The 16,370-nt window shown below is 59.4% G+C and carries 14 protein-coding genes and 2 pseudogenes; 9 read left to right on the top strand and 7 right to left on the bottom strand.

The window, feature by feature from the left end; all coding sequences use genetic code 11:
• Positions 1 to 551: 551 nt before the first annotated feature.
• Positions 552 to 827: a hypothetical protein gene (locus ACSQ3Z_RS01775; RefSeq protein ID WP_436169681.1), complete on the bottom strand. Its 276-nt coding sequence runs from the start codon at positions 825 to 827 to the stop codon at positions 552 to 554.
• Between the two features lie 431 nt (positions 828 to 1,258).
• Between ACSQ3Z_RS01775 and ACSQ3Z_RS01780 the strand changes: the two genes are divergently transcribed.
• Together ACSQ3Z_RS01780 and ACSQ3Z_RS01785 are read left to right on the top strand one after the other, a co-directional pair.
• Positions 1,259 to 1,711: a hypothetical protein gene (locus tag ACSQ3Z_RS01780; RefSeq protein WP_436171919.1), complete on the top strand. Its 453-nt coding sequence runs from the start codon at positions 1,259 to 1,261 to the stop codon at positions 1,709 to 1,711.
• Positions 1,605 to 1,957: pseudogene (locus ACSQ3Z_RS01785) on the top strand (transposase); the annotation flags it as partial. The gene ACSQ3Z_RS01780 and the pseudogene ACSQ3Z_RS01785, both read left to right, overlap by 107 nt.
• Here ACSQ3Z_RS01785 and ACSQ3Z_RS01790 read toward each other — a convergent pair.
• A complete protein-coding gene (locus ACSQ3Z_RS01790) occupies positions 1,917 to 3,014 on the bottom strand; it encodes an MBL fold metallo-hydrolase (protein WP_436169682.1) in 1,098 nt (365 codons plus the stop codon). The pseudogene ACSQ3Z_RS01785 and the gene ACSQ3Z_RS01790 sit on opposite strands and share 41 nt — an antisense overlap.
• A 41-nt stretch (positions 3,015 to 3,055) precedes the next feature.
• On the opposite strand from ACSQ3Z_RS01790, the gene ACSQ3Z_RS01795 reads away from it, so the two are divergent.
• On the top strand, positions 3,056 to 3,349 hold the full coding sequence (locus ACSQ3Z_RS01795) for a hypothetical protein (protein ID WP_436169683.1): 294 nt from the start codon (positions 3,056 to 3,058) through the stop codon (positions 3,347 to 3,349).
• A 467-nt stretch (positions 3,350 to 3,816) separates the two neighbouring features.
• Here the strand turns inward: ACSQ3Z_RS01795 and ACSQ3Z_RS01800 are convergent, their stop codons facing one another.
• The 3 genes and pseudogenes from ACSQ3Z_RS01800 to ACSQ3Z_RS01810 form a co-directional block, all read right to left on the bottom strand.
• Positions 3,817 to 4,611 carry a hypothetical protein gene (locus tag ACSQ3Z_RS01800; protein ID WP_436169684.1) on the bottom strand — a complete coding sequence of 265 codons (795 nt, stop codon included), beginning with the start codon at positions 4,609 to 4,611 and terminating at the stop codon, positions 3,817 to 3,819.
• 170 nt (positions 4,612 to 4,781) lie between these two features.
• Positions 4,782 to 5,219 carry a hypothetical protein gene (locus ACSQ3Z_RS01805; protein WP_436169685.1) on the bottom strand — a complete coding sequence of 146 codons (438 nt, stop codon included), beginning with the start codon at positions 5,217 to 5,219 and terminating at the stop codon, positions 4,782 to 4,784.
• A gap of 312 nt (positions 5,220 to 5,531) precedes the next feature.
• Positions 5,532 to 6,261 (bottom strand): annotated as a pseudogene (locus ACSQ3Z_RS01810) (transporter).
• Positions 6,262 to 6,962: 701 nt separating this feature from the next.
• Between ACSQ3Z_RS01810 and ACSQ3Z_RS01815 the strand changes: the two are divergent.
• The 4 genes from ACSQ3Z_RS01815 (at position 6,963) to ACSQ3Z_RS01830 (ending at position 10,638) form a co-directional block, all read left to right on the top strand.
• Positions 6,963 to 8,681, top strand: coding sequence for a hypothetical protein (locus ACSQ3Z_RS01815; RefSeq protein ID WP_436169686.1), 1,719 nt, complete (start codon positions 6,963 to 6,965; stop codon positions 8,679 to 8,681).
• Positions 8,682 to 8,981: 300 nt separating this feature from the next.
• Positions 8,982 to 9,290, top strand: coding sequence for a hypothetical protein (locus tag ACSQ3Z_RS01820; protein ID WP_436169687.1), 309 nt, complete (start codon positions 8,982 to 8,984; stop codon positions 9,288 to 9,290).
• 12 nt (positions 9,291 to 9,302) lie between these two features.
• Positions 9,303 to 9,806, top strand: coding sequence for an ion channel (locus tag ACSQ3Z_RS01825; RefSeq protein WP_436169688.1), 504 nt, complete (start codon positions 9,303 to 9,305; stop codon positions 9,804 to 9,806).
• Between the two features lie 118 nt (positions 9,807 to 9,924).
• On the top strand, positions 9,925 to 10,638 hold the full coding sequence (locus tag ACSQ3Z_RS01830) for an LssY C-terminal domain-containing protein (protein ID WP_436169689.1): 714 nt from the start codon (positions 9,925 to 9,927) through the stop codon (positions 10,636 to 10,638).
• Positions 10,639 to 10,950: 312 nt separating this feature from the next.
• Here the strand turns inward: ACSQ3Z_RS01830 and ACSQ3Z_RS01835 are convergent, their stop codons facing one another.
• Positions 10,951 to 12,375, bottom strand: a complete 1,425-nt coding sequence (locus tag ACSQ3Z_RS01835; protein WP_436171814.1) for a DUF1254 domain-containing protein — start codon at positions 12,373 to 12,375, stop codon at positions 10,951 to 10,953.
• 654 nt (positions 12,376 to 13,029) lie between these two features.
• Positions 13,030 to 13,227 (bottom strand): hypothetical protein, encoded by a 198-nt coding sequence (locus ACSQ3Z_RS01840; protein ID WP_436169690.1) that lies wholly within the window; start codon positions 13,225 to 13,227, stop codon positions 13,030 to 13,032.
• On the opposite strand from ACSQ3Z_RS01840, the gene ACSQ3Z_RS01845 reads away from it, so the two are divergent.
• Together ACSQ3Z_RS01845 and ACSQ3Z_RS01850 are read left to right on the top strand one after the other, a co-directional pair.
• Positions 13,227 to 13,532 carry a hypothetical protein gene (locus ACSQ3Z_RS01845; RefSeq protein WP_436169691.1) on the top strand — a complete coding sequence of 102 codons (306 nt, stop codon included), beginning with the start codon at positions 13,227 to 13,229 and terminating at the stop codon, positions 13,530 to 13,532. The genes ACSQ3Z_RS01840 and ACSQ3Z_RS01845 overlap by 1 nt on opposite strands.
• 478 nt (positions 13,533 to 14,010) lie before the next feature.
• Complete coding sequence (locus tag ACSQ3Z_RS01850) at positions 14,011 to 16,254, top strand: DUF3604 domain-containing protein (RefSeq protein ID WP_436169692.1); 2,244 nt, start codon at positions 14,011 to 14,013, stop codon at positions 16,252 to 16,254.
• The last annotated feature ends 116 nt before the right edge of the window (positions 16,255 to 16,370 follow it).

The following is a 16,370-nucleotide window of genomic DNA, read 5'->3' on the forward strand; positions in this document are numbered from 1 at the left end:
CGGCAACCCAGCCCCCGCCGCACTGTCGGAGCCGCTACCACACCCCTCTAAGCTACCAGCAATGGTTGAATCAACGGTTACCGCACGTGCTTTCTAGTGCGCTTTCCCGTTCGTTAGACCTTGATGCAACCGCCACAAGGAAGCCCGCCAGCGCGGCTGCAAGCCCCGAAAACATAAGCCATGAAGGGGAAAAAGCCCGCTGCCTGGGGGGTGGGCTGTTGGGGCGGCAGCGGGCTTCGTTGCTAGGCAACATCGAGACCATGAGCCGGCGCTAATGCGGAAGACCTTAACGGAACCCGGACAATTTTACCGATCGGCCCGTCGCCTGTGGATACTGCGCAAACGCTGTGTGGCGACCGTCTATTGCCGCTTGGTGCTTTCTTGTCGTCGCGGCTCGGCTGAATGAAAAACCTCGCCGCTTCATTTGCGAAGCGGCGAGGCCCCCAACCGCCCCAATTGCCGGGCCCCAACACACCCGGCGCTTCTGACACCGCAATTCTGGTGCCAGCGGCGAATGACCCGTTGCGGGACAGGCGCCAAACCGGCAGCGTTTACTGGTGGCCAACCATCGTGCAGAAGTCGCCATGCGTCTGGGCTGTGGCTATGTCGCCGCATTCCTGCGTTATCGCGGCGCGATCCTCGTCTTTCAACGCCGTCCACGCGGCCTTGAAGTCGGCTTCCGACTTTAAGGTCTTCATGTCAGCAGCGGTGTAGAAGGGCGCCATTTTCGTCGGCTCGTCGAGGGCGCCGCCGCCTTTGCCGGCAAGTGCGGCGCCGGTCATCATCGAAAGCGCCATCGCGCCCGTGCAAAGCATCTTGAGGCTCATGGTCATTCTCCTGGTTGCTTTTAGGTTCGTCCAAGCACCGATCCATGCAGGAACGCGTCACCTTGGCCGATTGCTTTACTTTAGGGGACGTAACTAACTGTATCCTACAGATAGAACTTGCAGGCGGGACCAAGACAGTCAGTCTTGATGGCGGTCAGCTCGATGTCCGCGAGATCTATGAGGCCTCAACCTGCAAGGCGTGTACGATCTTGTGCGGACTACGATCCGGTCCGGTACGCATCCCCTGCTTACTTCAGGATAGTCACATCTTGATCCTCCTGAGCGACGGCTCCTGATCGATTGTGTTGATTTAGTCGGCGTTGATCGACTGCCTGTGCCGTGATTCCATCCACCTGTTGATTCCGGAGGGAATGGGACGATGATGGGATTGCAGGTGGCATCTGCGCAGTTGTTCTACGATTTCTGTCTCGATGATCATGTCCCTGATGACCACCTCCTTCGAAGGATCGACCAGTTCCTCGCTCTGGAGGTACGCTCGGAGCCTGAGCGAAGGCTTGGTGGGCGGCGAAGGGTTTGGGGTGGACGCCAGCTTGATCGCGGCCGATGCCAACAAACAGCGCTCCATTCCGGGCGACGAGTGGCGCGCCGCCGATCTTGGCGCTGGGGCCGGTCGAGCGGTGCGAGAGTATCTCGCAACCCTGGATGACGCCGCATTCGGGGCGGCCAGTGAGGTCACGCCGAAGTTCATCTCACCCTCCGATCCGTCGGCGCAGTGGACCGGAGCGCACAAGGGTCATGCCTTGCTACAAGACGCCGCGCACAGGCATCACCAGTGCGGGCACGCGGCTTTACCGCGCCAGCCAGCACGACTGCAAAGTCTGCAAGCTGAAGCCGCAGTGCTGTCCGAACATGCCCTTCCGTAAGATCCCCGAGATCTGAATTGGGATGCCCGCGATGTCGCCAGGGCAATTGCCGAGACGCCGGAATATGAGCGGTCCCGCCATCGACGGAAGAAGGTCGAGATGCTGTTCGCGCATCTGAAACGCATTTTTCGGCTTGGGCGTCTGCGACTGCGCGGTCCCTCAGGCGCGCGCGACGAATTCCTCCTCGCCGCTACCGCCCAGAATCTCAGGAGATTGCCAAAGCTCCGACCACCGGCCGGGCCGATGATCGCTGCCTTGGCGCCATGCGGCCGACATCGGCCGACGACGAATGCGTCTTCAGGACCTCCTGTGCCATGCTGTTCGATTTGCCGGCCGCCGCGTCAGCAGCCGCGCCCGCTGTCAACTGATCGACAAGGCCTTGCGCAATGATTTCGCAGACAAAGACATCCACGCCGCGCGCGAGTTCGATGAGGTTCTTCGAGTATCCGGTGTCGCCCGATAACACGATCGAGCGTTCCGCGGTGTCGATACGGTAGGACAGCGAGCGGTACGGCACCATCGCCTTGACACTCTCGGAGAAGTGGGTGTTTTCGACGGCTGTCACCGCGACTCTTTCATCCTTCAACACCTTCGTCGGCGTGGCAGTTGCGGCGACGTCGTGGCCAAAGAACATTCCCTGGGGCGTTGTTCTGCCTTCGCCCGCCTTGCGAATCTCGGCGGTGGCGCGGAGGAACGAGAGCGCGCCTTTCACGAGCGCCGCCGTGCCGTCTCCGCCCACGTTTGTCGGTGTCGCTTTGCCGCCCGTCCATTGCTCCGTCAGCAGCGCCACGATGTCGGACGTGTGGTCGTCGTGCAGGTGCGATAGGAACAGCGTGCTGATTGGCTGAAGGCCGACGCCCGATGCCACGAGCGCGCGCATCGTTCCGTACCCGCAGTCGAAGAGATACGGCACGCTATCGACCACCGCGGCGCTCGCGGTTTGGCCGCGCGCGAGGTCGACGCCAGATGCGCCGCGCGTGCCGAGCAGCAGGAGATGCGTGCCGGCCGGCGGCGGTCCGCCGGCCGCTACAGTCTGGGTAAGAGCGCGACCCTGGAGGCCTGTGCCGAGCGGCCAGGTGGAGGAGCCAAGCCAGATCGTACAAGCGGATATCGTCTGACATGACCCGTAGGGAGATCCAGCTCCCGGTGGCGACATCGCGCAATAGCCTTGGTTGGCTCGGGAAGACGTTGCGGGTTCTTTGGGGACCGCCTGCCACAAGCGTGTCAATCCTCGGCCATGGGCAGATACAGCTTCGCCAGCAACAGTCCGCCTACGTAACTTACATACTGATACTGGCACCATCAAAAAGACTATGCGCAGTCTAGCGCATAGGGAATGGCGCTATGGCAGCAAACAGCGAACCTCCTGGCAGGGAGAAGGCATATTCGGCGGCAGTGCGACGCTTTCCGCATGCCGAATTTGCGATCCGCAAATTGATGGGCCGTAGCGAGGCATTCCGCGACATCTGCGAGGAACTTTTAGAAGCCGAAATTGCTCTGTCGAATGTACCCGGCACGCCGCCTGAACTTCACGAAGCCAGAAGGGCCGAGTGGGAGGAGTTGGTGGATCGGCTGGTCGCTGAAGTCGGAGCTGCTCTACTGGAGGCTGAAGCATCCCAAAATCGGTCGCCGCGATGATGGCGGCAGGCAGGAACTAGGCAAGAACTTTCGAACCCTATCGCCTCAAACTTTACGGTGTCGAAGCTTGTAGGCGAGCCGATTAGTTGACGGGGGCGTATACATTTGTGCCGGATTGGAGGAACGACTGCGTGTCGTTGCGACCAGCATCTCCACCTTGCTGGAGGAAGGGGAGGTATCGGCCACGGGCAGCAACACATTCGTCGGACGGGACGCGCACCCCCACAGCAGGCCAACCAACGCCGACGCCAACAAAACGGTGCTGATACGCCTGACTTTGGACAGGCTCCCGAAACAGTTCCCCAACTCTCCTCCCGTTTCGAAGTCGTCCCAAAGCGTCCTCGGATCGCGAAGCCGCCCTGCAACCGGGAGCGAGAACGATCAGCACTGTACTGCTAGCGCGAACTTCGCGATGCGATTGCTCGGACACGCGGACATGATCATTTGAACCCCCGGCGCAGATCCGATCAGAACCGAAATCTGGCACCGATGATTGGTCCCTGCATTGCTATGTCAAACACAAATCCGTCGTTGTCGTAGTCTACGGCAAGATAGCGATAGCCCGCTTCCAGCGTGACCGAATCACTATACCGGTATTGAAGGGTGCCCTGCACTTGCCAATCGATGTCGGCGCCGACACCGAAGCCACCGACATCGGCCTCGCCGTGGAGGCCGAATCCGTTGCCGAGAGCAACATTGCCGGCCACACCAATCAGGGGATCGACCCAAGTCTTGCTGCCGCTGGCCTCCCTTACGGCGAGAGGGCCGGTAACAGTCAAATCCGTATCTAGGTACCAGAGCCGTCCTCCAGCCAGAACGTCCAAGGTCGCGGTGCCAGTGTCGACGACCCGATAGGAGCCGCCGAAGGTCCACACCACCGTGTTCATGTCCGCGTTGGCCGAAAGACCCAACGGGCCGGCCGACGTGCCATCAGCCTCGAGTCCCAGGTAGATGAAGTCGGTGAAAAGAGCGTAGCGGCCATTGCGCGCCTCACCGGCAAGCATGACCGGCGGGGGAGACCAGTCAATGTGGTTGAAAATCTGGCTGAAATCGACATCGATATCCGCCGGCTCCAGGCCCCTGACGCCGACCCTGCCGTTCATGCCTGCCATCCAAAAATAGGGCTCTACGGTGAAAGTCCAGACCGGTGAGGGCGCGGCTTCAGGAAGTTGCGTCGCAGCGTCCGCGGCGATCGCCGGCACCGCAACCAGCGCTGCCGCTGTTCCCGCCGAGGCCAGCACGAGAGCTCGGATGATTCCCATGTCGAAGTCCCCTCTAATTCCGTCTTTTACTTCATGTCCGATGCGATCGTCTTGCGTCCGCAGTGACAAACATACATGTACTCGCGCTGCTCAGCTAATAAATATCGGATTCCGTTCGTTTTTCATATGGATCATCGTACCCCCAAACTGTTTCAAAAGGCGGCGCAAGCCTACTTGTTCCTGCAGGTTCCAAAGCCAACGATTGACGCATCTGCTGCCATCAAGGAGATTGAAGCTGCGTCGCTGTTGTCATGGACGGTCAGTTGCCAGCCGAACGCACCGTCGATTCCGTGGATGATCAATTGATCTGCCGACTTGGCAACGGTGTCAAACTTGTCGGCCCGGGCGTATCCGTCCTCGTCGACCGATCCGACCATGCTGTTTTCGAAATCCACCGTTACCTTCAACGGCAGTGACATACCTGCAATTTTTTCGTCGGCTGCGCAGGGTTGCCCGGCCATGCAGGAATTCATCGACTTGAAGTCGCAGTGGAGCGTCGGGATTGGCGGCGGTGCATCGGCAGGTGGCTCTTTCGAGGTCTGGGCGAAGGCGCTGCCTATCGGAACGATTACGCCGACGAGCAGAACGAGTCTCACAGCTTGCATCATTGTACTCTCCTATATGATCGTGTTCAGCGGCAGTAATAGGGAACGGGCGCGACTAGCGGGCAGGTTGGATAGGCTGGATAGGGAGAATATGCCGGTAGCGGGTATACGTAACGTGGCGGGTAATAGAGCGGCCGAGCGATCGCAGCACCAGCAATTGCCCCTGCAGCGAAGGCGCGCCCGCCACAGGCAAAACAACCGCCCACGCGAAACCAAGCCTGCGACGGGGACACAAAAGTCGTGGCAATTGTCAGAGCAGCAAATACGACTGCACTAGTCTGCTTCATTTTCCTTATCATCGTTCTCTCCTTGGGCTCATTTTTTTGGGTACAGGAATGTAACGGCAGCTCGAAAACCGAATCCGTCAGGCCCGCTGTCCGGGCTCGCAGCCCAGTAGCGAACGCCCGCGCTCAAGCTGATCGGCTGCTTGTCGATCACGACCAGCTTCGAGACCTGGAAGTTGATCGGGACCGACCACTCGCGTGCTTCCCAATTGTAGGTGCTCTCCAGGTCGAGATTGAAGGTCCAGGCGTCCTTGGTCGTGTACGCGATGAAAGGCTGCAGATAGGTGGCATTGATATTGCTGCGGTCGCTGTCGCCGGCGAACGACCAGATGTGGTTCGCCAACATACCCACCGTCCATCCGTCCTTTTGCGTCAACACCACTGCTGTCGGTGGGCTTGGACGGCGAGAAGAACAGGCTCTGCGATATGTCGCCGAGCCCGAACTGGTCGCCGGATGGTCCTGCAATGTCGTGCTGCCAGGCGACAGGTAGGATGGTGCGCGATATCAGGTTCCAGTTGTCGTTGAGCGTGATCGGGATGACCGGCTGCACATTGACGTAGGCTTTGTCACCATCATTCGGGCCATAGCCGCTGTCGTAGTTGAACTGGAAGGGCACGCTGATCAGCGAGGCGATCGGGTTGGATAGCTTCTTGGCGAGATCCTGGGTGTTATCCTGGGCCCACGCGGTTGTGCCGATGAGCAGAGCCGGGAGCAGGGCCGCTATAATTTGCAAACGCCGATTGCCAGACAGAAATTCCAAGTTAGCCTCCGTTCAGTTCTGCCACTCTCTGTCGCTTACCGTGGCGGCCAGGGATTGAAACGCGATTTCCAGGGAGCGTCCGTGTCCAGCACGGCTCCGACTTCCCCAACCAACCGGTCCACCGGTTCCTGCCATTCGGCTCGTCTAGACTCGCGCACTGCCGGCGGAACCTTTTCAATCCTTGAGAGTGCGAGCTCCGCTTCAGCAAGTTCCTCGCACATATCCTGAAAGCCCTCACTTCGGTCCATCAGCCGATGGATCGCCAATTCAAATTGCGGGAACCGACGCACCGCCGCCGAGACCGCTCTTTGTCTATCAGCCGGTTCGTCGTCCATCCTCATGGCGCAAATTCGTATTTTCCCGAAACCACCGTAGCCTATCGCATGGAGGCGGCTGCGGAAAGTAAGTTACGTGGGCGACAGGGTAATTTCTGAACATCCATAGCGAGCTCGGTCGGCACCAAGCCTATAAAATCGCGAATTCAAACTGCGCTGCCCGTGAGGCCGCCTAACTATTGATCCGTCGTCATCCGCCGCTGCATTGCACAAGTCGTCGCCGTTATCCCAATGTTATCCGTTCAGACTACTACGAGGATTGCAAGAATTGGCTCGCGCATATAAATTACGCAGCGACGGGTAACCGGCGAAAAAAGAAATATAACTGGGAGTAGTCACCCCAGAACGTCAGGTGAGGGAACCAAGGTGATCCGGGCGGAACCAGCCGGAGGGAGGGAGCATACGCTCACCCCAGAGGATTGTCGCGCCCAGCTTACCCTGATCCTCAATAGTACAGACTTCGAGGCCACCGGTCGCGAGCACCGCTTCCTCAGCCATGTAGTTGAGGAAGCATTGTCGGGACATGGCGATCGCATCAAGGCCTATTCGATCGCAGTCGAAGTGTTCGGCCGCAGTGAGTCGTTCGACCCGCAGACGGATCCGATCGTCCGCATTGAGGCTGGTCACCTTCGGCGCGCGCTCGAGCGTTACTATTTGACGGCCGGACACTCCGACCCAATTCTCATCACGATCCCAAAGGGCGGTTACGTTCCAACGTTCTCGGAGCGATCGCAACCGCCGCTGGCGCAGCCGACAGCGCCGGTTGTTTCTCCAACTGTCGCGGAAGCTCCGGTTCGCCGGACGGCATCGCGGCTGTTGCTTCCGGCCATCCTTGTGGCCTTTCTCGCCGCCGGGGCATCTGTACTGGCGTGGTGGTGGCCCTCTGCCAGGCCAGGCGCGCCGGAAACACCCCGCGTGCTTGTCGAGCCTTTTGAGAATCTAACCGGCACCCGCGCTGCAGCAGCGATCGCGAGCGGATTGAAGCAGGAAGTTGTCAGCCACCTTTCCAAGTTCAAGGACATTGTGGTCATGGAGTCGGCCGCAAAGGGGGAAGATCCGTCGATCTCTCCGCCGCGATTTGTCCTGGCCGGAAGCATCAACCTGGCGGCCGATGCCTTTCAGCTCCGAGTCAGGTTGATCAGCAAGGCCGACGCCTCGGTTCTGTGGGCGAACAGCTATGATGGCGGACTGAAGGTCGCTGATCTCGTAAAGGCCCAGGCCGATATTGCCAGCAAGGTGGCGACCAGCCTGGCCCAGACCTATGGTGTCATTTTCCAGGCAGACGCCAATCTCCACGTCGACAATCCGCCCGATGATTGGGCCGCCTACTCTTGCACGCTTTCTTTCTATGCATACCGGGTCGACGTCGATCCAGAAACCCGTTCTTCGGTACGCGCTTGCCTTGAGAAAGCCGTGGCCCGCTTCCCCACCTACGCCACCGCCTGGGGTCTTCTTTCGCTGGTCTACACGGATGACTATCGATTCAAGTTTCCTGCCGACCCCGCCTCGTCGGCAGCAGCGCTCGAGCGCGCCTTGGTCGCGGCAAGGCGCGCTACGGAAATTGACCCTGTCAACATCCGGGGACGCCAGGGAGAAATGCTTGCGCTCTACTTCCACAAGGAGATCGATGCGGCATTGAAAGTGGGCAAGCAGACTTTGACCATCAACCCGAACGACACCGAGTTCATGGGCGAATATGGAGAGCGCCTGGCGGTTTCCGGAAATTGGCATGATGGATGCCCGTTGATTGCGGATGCGCGCCAACGCAATCCAGGTTCTTCAGCCTACTACGAGTCGGATCTGGCCCTTTGCGCCTATTTCAGCGGCGACTATCCATTGGCAGCTATGTGGATCAAGAAATCGCCGGCTCCGTCGAATGCGATCTACCATGTAATTGCCGCTGCCGTTTTCGGCGAAGGAGGATACAAAATCGAGGCTGATCGCGAGCGTGCCTGGCTGGACAAAAATCAACCGGATTTGATGAAGAACATGCGCCAGGTGGTTTCGGACGGGTTGGCCCGTTCGCAAGACGTCGAGTTCGTCCTCGGCTCGCTAAGGAAAGCCGGCCTCGCCATCGCGGACTGACTTTTCGCGTCTTATTCTCCCTCGGTCGAATCCCCGGCACTACCCGCTGCGCCGCTGCAGTGTCCGGGCTTGATGCGGCTGACGGCCGCACAATTCGCCAGGGTCACTTACACCTTACCCCACGTAAGTTACGTTCCGGCTCCCGACACCTGCGCTTAGTCTGTGAGGTCGACGGACAGCAAGTCGGCAGTATCTCCGCCGCAATATCCAAGCTGACGGGCCCTAACAAGGCCTTTTCACTGAAGCGGAGCTGGCGTTTCGATGTCCGATACGTGTGACGCAGACGAGATGGAGGGAACCATGAAACACATTCACAGCAGGATCTACGCACTGACGATGATCCTCGCAGCATCCACTTTCCTCGTTGGCACGGTTGAAACCACAGCGGCAGACGAAATTCCGGCAATCCTCGTCACTCCAGACAAGGTCGAGACGCGCATTGGCACAATTCAGACCGACGACATGCAACCAAACTCCAATCGCAGACAGGAGGCAGAGCCTGATGCAGCCGGCTCGCACTCCCGATTGCGTTGGCCGCACTGTGACTACCGGCCAAATCCTCACGAGAGTGCTTCCTTAAAGCAATCGAACTCGCATTCATTAGGCTAGAAAGACAACTCGATGGACGACGGGTCAGCTCCGAAGCCGGTTTTGGAAATTGTTTTCGGCACGTTGATAATGATTGTCATTATTTTCGTGCACGGCGCGGGAATTCGGACAATCAATCAGCGCTTCAGCGAATCGTGGGTTCATGTGAATGACACCACGGCATATTGGCGCCTCAACCTGTTGCTCGCCATCACGATAGCGTCTCTGGCAGCCTTGCATTTCGCCGAAACGCTCCTCTGGGCCATCCCTGTATCTTTGGCCGGATTAATCCCTTCAATGCGTGACAGCTACTACTACGTCTTGGAGAGCTATACGACGCTCGGCGAGGGCAGCATTAGTTTGCCTGATCGATGGCGTCTGGTCGGACCAATCATCGCAATGTCGGGCTTGTTCACCTTCGGTTGGACGGGGAGCGTGCTGGTAAACATCATGACCGAATTCGGCAAACTCGACAGAGTGAGAGCCAGGGAAATGAGGGATGACAGGCCTTCTGAAGGGGCTGACCCCGAACCATGACTACAGGTCAGCGGGTCATGGGCGGCAGCGCCGCCCTCTCCGTGATCGGCAGCGTGGGAATTGGCGAAGTGCTGCCGTGCCACCGCAGCCCGGCAGCGAATAGAGGATGGAATTGCCCATGCGGCGTCGAACCAAAATACGGACTGCCACCACCGTCGGACTTGGTCTGGCGATCGTCTATTTGCTCATCGCCTATTTCGTCGTGCCGGAAATCTGGGTGTTTCGAGATGCCTCACGCGTGTCGGACTTTGGCAGCATGCTCACGCATACGGAGCAGGATATACCGGGCGATCCGATCAACATCGGGCTCGTCGGAACAAAAGAAGAGGTCATTCGCGCATTCGTGGCAGCCGACTGGGACCCTGCCGACCCCATCACGCTCCGTTCTTCCATCGATATCGGTCTCAGCGTCGTGCTCCACCGACCCGATCTGGATGCGCCTGTCAGCGCTTTGCTTTTTGAGGGGAGGAAGCAAGACCTGGCTTTCGAAAAACCGGTCGGAGACAGCGCGGACCAGCGCAATCATGTCCGTTTCTGGCTGACCAAGAAATTGGGCAGCGATAGCCGTCCGCTTTGGCTGGGTTCGGCCAGTTTCGATCGCGGCGTCGGACTTAGCCATGACACCGGCCAAATCACCCACCACATAGGCCCCGATGTCGACGCGGAACGCGATCTGGTCATCAGCGACCTGATGGCAGCCGGACAGCTTTCCTCCAGCTACGAGATCCCCGGCATCGGTGCCACCAAAGACGGCCGCAACGGCGGTGGTGATCCGTATTACACGGACGGGACGGCTCTCGTTGGTATGCTGAAAGGACGTTCGCCCATTTAGCCCGCCAGAGCGGAAGCGGAGTCCGCGTTTGGTCGACGCCAAGCTGTTTTCGTTCAAGCCTCCGGCCAACGCGAAAAAGCTGGAACGGATGGCAAGAACCGTGACGGCGTCTGCAAAGCTGATCGTTTGCGCTCGACTGATCCCGGTCACGGCTAGATCTAGGGTGACCAGGAGGATCATCGCCCCAAAAATTCCAAGCCTGTGTGTCCTCTTGTTGATGATCCTTTTAGCGGTTTGATGGTTGTGCATCGCGGACGGGTCGATCTGCCCCGAACAGTCGACCTTGACGTGCGGCCCCTTCGCTCAATGCTATCAATTTACCATCGCAATCGGGGCCGGCCTCCACGTGCCTTCGCCTGCCGGCAGGATCGACGGCGCTTCAGACTTCGGCCAGTACAGTCGCATCACCATGTAGATAGGCCCGTCCGGCGCCGGCAGCCAATTGGCATCCTTGGCCGCGCCGGGCGACTCCTTCTGAATGTAGAGCGTCAGCGAGCCATCCGGATTTGTCTCCATCCGCGGTAGCATCGGCGAGTTGATAAGATACCGGTCGATGGGGTTCTTGATCAGCAGCTGCGTCTTGCCGTCATACATCGTCAGCGACCAGAAGGCGTTCGCCGGCGGGAGTTGGCCCTTGGGGAAAGTCAAAGTGTAGTCGTGCTTGCTTCCGTCGAGGGTGTTGCCATCGCCGTCGGTCCGCGTCAGCGGATACATCGCCTCGACCGCATCATTGCCATAGATTCCCACCTGCGCCGCCGTGGCTCGCGCCAGCCAGTCGCCATTGTAGTGGGCGCTGTCGCCCGGCAGGGAGCTGACCTTCCAGCCGTTTATATCTTTGCCGACATGCGCCGCAGCCTCATCGACCTTCCGCTGTCCCTCCTTCATGCCGAGAGCGATCTCGAGCTTGTGCTCGATGGAGAGGTCCTTGAAGTTGAAGGTCTTGCCAGGTCCGACGCCGATGCGGGCGAGTTTGGCCCGGATGTCTGCCTCGTTTGAAACCGGCGGGGCGAACTGCAGGGCGAAATCGAGATACTCGAGGAAGTTCGTCTTCACGAGCTCCTTGTCGATCTTCGGAAACTCGATGGCTGGCGCGGCCGCCGGCGCCGGCTGCTTCAGGAAGGCCGAAAGCGTCTGCACCTTGTAGCCGGCCTGGACTTTCTTGACTCCTTCGAGGTCGTCAGGGTTGAAGAGCTGGGTGCGATATATCGCCAGCGAGAGATCGGTGCCCGACCGAAACACTCTCTTGATCCCGGCAGGCGTCGCGCCATTCCAGTTCGGCGCGACAATCATGTAGTCGCCTGCCTCGCTTCCCGTGGCGCGGGTACCGATATAGCCGAAGTTGTAAGTGTTTCCGTCACAGAGCTGGATGGAGTAGTACCGCTTCGGATCAACCGCAGGGACCGAGAGAACCATCGGTTCCGCCCGCAGGTCCATCCACATCAACGAATAGGGTGTGTCGCTGTTCGGTGTTACTACCGCTGTGTCCTTGTACGTGAACACGTTGGACTCGTTCTTGAGCTCGTTGAAAGGGGCCTTGAACTGGCCGGAGTTTCGGTCGACCGCGTATTCGTACATGATGCCGTAGTTCATCACGATGGGCAGGCCGAAGATGAATCCCTCCTCGGCAATGGCCTTGGCCTCCAGGATGCCGGGGGGATCTCCGGACATAGCCGGAAGGGCCGTTGCCGCCAAAAGAAGGCCCGCTGCTGCGAGAGCGGAAAGTCTGAGCCGGGTCATCTCGGAAGTTCTCCTTGTCGATGCGCTATCGGTCAACGGGGCTTGGCTTGTCGTCCTACGGTTCGCCTTCGCGCTAGCTAAAAGATCGGCCGTCTTGATCTTTCGACGAATTGCTCTGCCGCAAAGCAGTTCCAACGTCGGCGACCAATCTGTCCACCAGCTCTTGCCACTCGGCCCTCCTGGCTTCCTGTAGCTCGGCAGTGGTGTTCGGAACGTCGGCCAGTGCCTGCTCGGCATCCACGAGTTCCTCGCACATGTCACAGAACGCCTCGCTTCGGCTCATCAGTCTGCGGATCGCTAACTCGGCGTGCGGAAACCGGCGCGTTGCCGCCGAAAATGCCTGCTGTTGGATAGTCTGGGTCCGCTTCGCTGCCATGAAACAGAATAGGCTCGGGATGCAGGTGCCGCCAGAAGCCATGGTGTAACTTACATGGGTTTACATAGTTGCCTGGACCGTAGGGACGATCCCGAAATCGACACTTCCTTCTTCCGGTCCGGGCCGTTGCTACACGGCGCGCATGAACGGAGCGCCATCAAGCCATCGCAACTTGCATTGCGAAGCGTCGGCTACCCGTCTACACTATTAGTTAAGCCGCCGCTCCCAAACGAACTTGGGCAGTCGCAGACATGCGAGGGCCCGTGACGCACGCGATCTCACCCGTAAACGGGGGCGCAGTTCTCCCCGTCGACGCTTGTCGCGCTCAGCTCGCTCGTATCCTCAGCAGCTCCGACTTCGAGGCGACCGATCGCGAGCACCGCTTTCTTGATTATGTGGTCGAAGAAACGCTGTCTGGACGCTGGGATGACGGTTGCCCGCTGGTTGCTGAAGCGCGCGAGCGAAATCCTGTTCATTGGCTTACTTCGAAACCGCGCTCGCCCTTTGCTCCTATTTTCAGGGCGACTATCCGGAGGCTGTGGCTTGGATCAAGCGAACCACTGTCCCCAGCAACGCCATCTACCATTCCATTGCCGCAGCTGTATTCGCCGAAGCAGGATACGTGGCTGATGCAGACCGCGAACGTTCCTGGTTGAAAGCCAACGCGCCGGTTTTGACGCAGAATCTTCGGCGCGAGGCGTTTGAACGTTTTGCACAACCCGAAGACGCCGAAGTCTTTCTGGCCTCGCTGAGAAAAGCTGGCTTGGACGTTCAGGACTGAACCCGGCAACGGGCGACACTTCCGCGTAGTTTACAGTTATTTACCTCCCGCCCTTTTGCGCGATGCCGTAACGGTAGCCAAATTGGTGCCGACTACGCCTGACTGCCGCCTTCGTTCCGTTCTGGAGCAAGGGTAAGGACAGCTTCCTCTCGGACCCGCCGAATGCCGACCTCTCAATCCTGGAGGGGGGCGAACTCAAACAGGTCGTCGTCGTGCTTGAAGACCCAGTCCTGGAGGGCCGAGATCTGACCTACACGGTGAAAGTGATTGACGGGCAGATGCCCGACAAGGGTTCGGACGTTTCGATATTCATTGACATCATAGGCATGCCGCTGACCCCTGTTTCCTACGCTGGCGTGGCGAGACGTTCTTTCAGGCGGGCAGTATTCTACTGAGGTGGCCAACCGATCGATCGCGACGAGCCGCAAGGACGATGAAAACTGGACTGAACTCCAGATGACGGTTCGAGGAGGACTACATGCGTAGGTCAAGTGGAACGACGATTTTGCTCGCTTCGGCGGCATCATTCCTAATCTTGGTTTCTGCGGAAGCCCAAGAGCGGCAGGCATTCTTTGGCGAGACGCACGTTCATACGGGCTGGTCCTTCGACGCCTACATCTTCGGCAACACCAAAACCTCGCCGGCCGACGCCTACAAATACGCGAAAGGCCAGACCATCAAGCACCCGCTCGGCTACGACATCAAGATCGGCACGCCGCTCGACTGGATGGGCGTCACCGACCATTCCGAGTATGTCGGCACTGTTTCGCTCGCCAACACTCCCGGCTCGGATATCGCCAAACTGCCGATCGCGCAGAAGCTGATCGTGCATTCGCCCGCGGACATCCAGCGCATCTACCTCTGGCTCGGCGGAACGATCGTAGACAGGAAACCGATCGAGGAGCTGATTTCGCCGCAAGTCGCTGGATCCGTCTGGAAGCAGAACGTCGACATCGCCGACGAGGCCAACGAGCCGGGCAAATTCACGGCCTTCTGCTCTTATGAATGGACGTCGACTCCAAACAACCGCAACATGCATCGCAATGTCTTCTTCAAGGATTGCGCCAAGGCCCCGCAGGTGCCGTTCAGCTCGATCGATTCCAGCAACCCGTCGGACCTCTGGAACTGGATGGATGGTCAGCGCAAGGACGGCAACGAACTTCTTGCGATCTCGCACAACGCCAACCTCTCCGACGGCCACATGTTCCCGACCGATGTCGATGAGAAAGGGCGGCCCATCGACGCTACCTGGGCGGCATCCCGGGATCGGAACGAACGGCTGACCGAGATCAAGCAGATCAAGGGCGCATCGGAAACCCATCCGACGCTGTCGCCCAACGATGAATTCGCCAATTTCGAAATCCTGACCTATCTGCTCGGCGATCCAGCAGGGCGCTTCCCGCAGGTCCCTGGCAGCTACATCCGGCAAGCCCTCAAGGATGGGCTGTCGATGAACGGGGCTCGGGGCTACAACCCTTACAAGACTGGCTTCGTCGGCGGATCTGACTCACACAACACAGGCGTGCCTTACCGCCAGGATAACTTCTACGGCGGCCATGGGCATGCGGACGGCGAAATGAAGCAACGCATGGCGGGCTTCTTGTTCGCGGGTCTTGACACCAGGCTTGAGAACCCGGCTGGACTGACCGGAATCTGGGCCGAGGAAAACTCCCGCGCGTCGCTCTTCGACGCCATGCAGAGGAAAGAAACCTTCGCCACCAGTGGACCGCATATTCAAGTGCGCCTCTTCGGCGGCCCCGATCTGGCCGCGGCCGCGGACCAGACGGACTGGGTCAAAGCGGCTTATGCCGGTGGCGTTCCGATGGGCGGCGATTTGCAGCCGCTCGGAGAAGCCAAGGCGCCGTCCTTCGTCGTATGGGCGCTGAAGGACCCGACTTCCGGCAACCTCGACCGCATCCAAATCATCAAGGGCTGGAGCAAGAACGGTCAGAGCTTCGAAAAAGTCTTCGATGTAGCCTGGGCTGGAAACCGCACGCCTGACTCCTTCACCGGCGCTATTCCGCCGATCGGCAGCACTGTGAACATAGCCGAGGCAAGCTACGCCAACACGATCGGCAGCGTCGAATTGAAGGGGACATGGGCGGACCCTGAGTTCGATCCCAGCCTCGACGCCTTCTACTATGCCCGAACCCTTGAGATTCCTACGCCGCGCTGGACCACCATCCAGGCCAAGGAAGTCGGCATAGCGCCTCCGGACAATGTTGCGGCAACGGTCCAGGAGCGGGCATGGACCTCGCCGATCTGGTATACGCCGACTCAGGAACAGAGGACGGCCGCTAAAGGCACCACAGTCGCCGACCTTCAGGCGCAAGGCGCTACTGCGTTGGACGACAAGGCGCTTACCGAGCTGGTCGTCGGCAAGACAACCTGGGTTCGCAACACAGTCTCCGGTGATGTCTTCAGCATCGCATGGACCACGTCGGGACAGCGCCTGATCGGCAACATCAACGGCGCGATCCCGAAGCCGAGCGAAGTGGGCGACGTGTTCCATGGTGGCTCGTTGGGCGTGGGCACCGCTTACGCCATCAAGGACGGAGCCATCGTGACCACCCTCGGCAACATGCCGTACGAGGCGACCGTGTACAAGCTTGGCGACAAGTACTTTGCCGCGCGCAGCAACGAGTTCGGCTACGCCAACTACGACGTCGTTCCGACCCCGCAGGCGCTCGATCCGCTGGACCAGCAGAAGTCGCCTTTCTAGGGAGCCGAAGGAAATGGCCCAGGCAGCGGTCTAGGCCATTTCTGTGGAGCGCAGGCTGATACTGTCTGGGTGGCCATCATGCGAATCCTGAGCTTACTGTTCAGCCTTGGAGTAGC

Origin of the sequence: Mesorhizobium sp. LjNodule214 (genome assembly GCF_964252735.1) — a bacterium.
In the GTDB taxonomy this organism is placed as follows: domain Bacteria; phylum Pseudomonadota; class Alphaproteobacteria; order Rhizobiales; family Rhizobiaceae; genus Mesorhizobium.

What these genes read in the sequence shown, in the direction of transcription:
- ACSQ3Z_RS01775 (WP_436169681.1), bottom strand. Translation starts at nt 827, where the DNA reads ATGAGCCTCAAGATGCTTTGCACGGGCGCGATGGCGCTTTCGATGATG.
- ACSQ3Z_RS01780 (WP_436171919.1), top strand. Translation starts at nt 1,259, where the DNA reads ATGATCATGTCCCTGATGACCACCTCCTTCGAAGGATCGACCAGTTCC.
- ACSQ3Z_RS01790 (WP_436169682.1), bottom strand. Translation starts at nt 3,014, where the DNA reads ATGGTGCCAGTATCAGTATGTAAGTTACGTAGGCGGACTGTTGCTGGC.
- ACSQ3Z_RS01795 (WP_436169683.1), top strand. Translation starts at nt 3,056, where the DNA reads ATGGCAGCAAACAGCGAACCTCCTGGCAGGGAGAAGGCATATTCGGCG.
- ACSQ3Z_RS01800 (WP_436169684.1), bottom strand. Translation starts at nt 4,611, where the DNA reads ATGGGAATCATCCGAGCTCTCGTGCTGGCCTCGGCGGGAACAGCGGCA.
- ACSQ3Z_RS01805 (WP_436169685.1), bottom strand. Translation starts at nt 5,219, where the DNA reads ATGATGCAAGCTGTGAGACTCGTTCTGCTCGTCGGCGTAATCGTTCCG.
- ACSQ3Z_RS01820 (WP_436169687.1), top strand. Translation starts at nt 8,982, where the DNA reads ATGAAACACATTCACAGCAGGATCTACGCACTGACGATGATCCTCGCA.
- ACSQ3Z_RS01825 (WP_436169688.1), top strand. Translation starts at nt 9,303, where the DNA reads ATGGACGACGGGTCAGCTCCGAAGCCGGTTTTGGAAATTGTTTTCGGC.
- ACSQ3Z_RS01830 (WP_436169689.1), top strand. Translation starts at nt 9,925, where the DNA reads ATGCGGCGTCGAACCAAAATACGGACTGCCACCACCGTCGGACTTGGT.
- ACSQ3Z_RS01835 (WP_436171814.1), bottom strand. Translation starts at nt 12,375, where the DNA reads ATGACCCGGCTCAGACTTTCCGCTCTCGCAGCAGCGGGCCTTCTTTTG.
- ACSQ3Z_RS01840 (WP_436169690.1), bottom strand. Translation starts at nt 13,227, where the DNA reads ATGAACAGGATTTCGCTCGCGCGCTTCAGCAACCAGCGGGCAACCGTC.
- ACSQ3Z_RS01850 (WP_436169692.1), top strand. Translation starts at nt 14,011, where the DNA reads ATGCGTAGGTCAAGTGGAACGACGATTTTGCTCGCTTCGGCGGCATCA.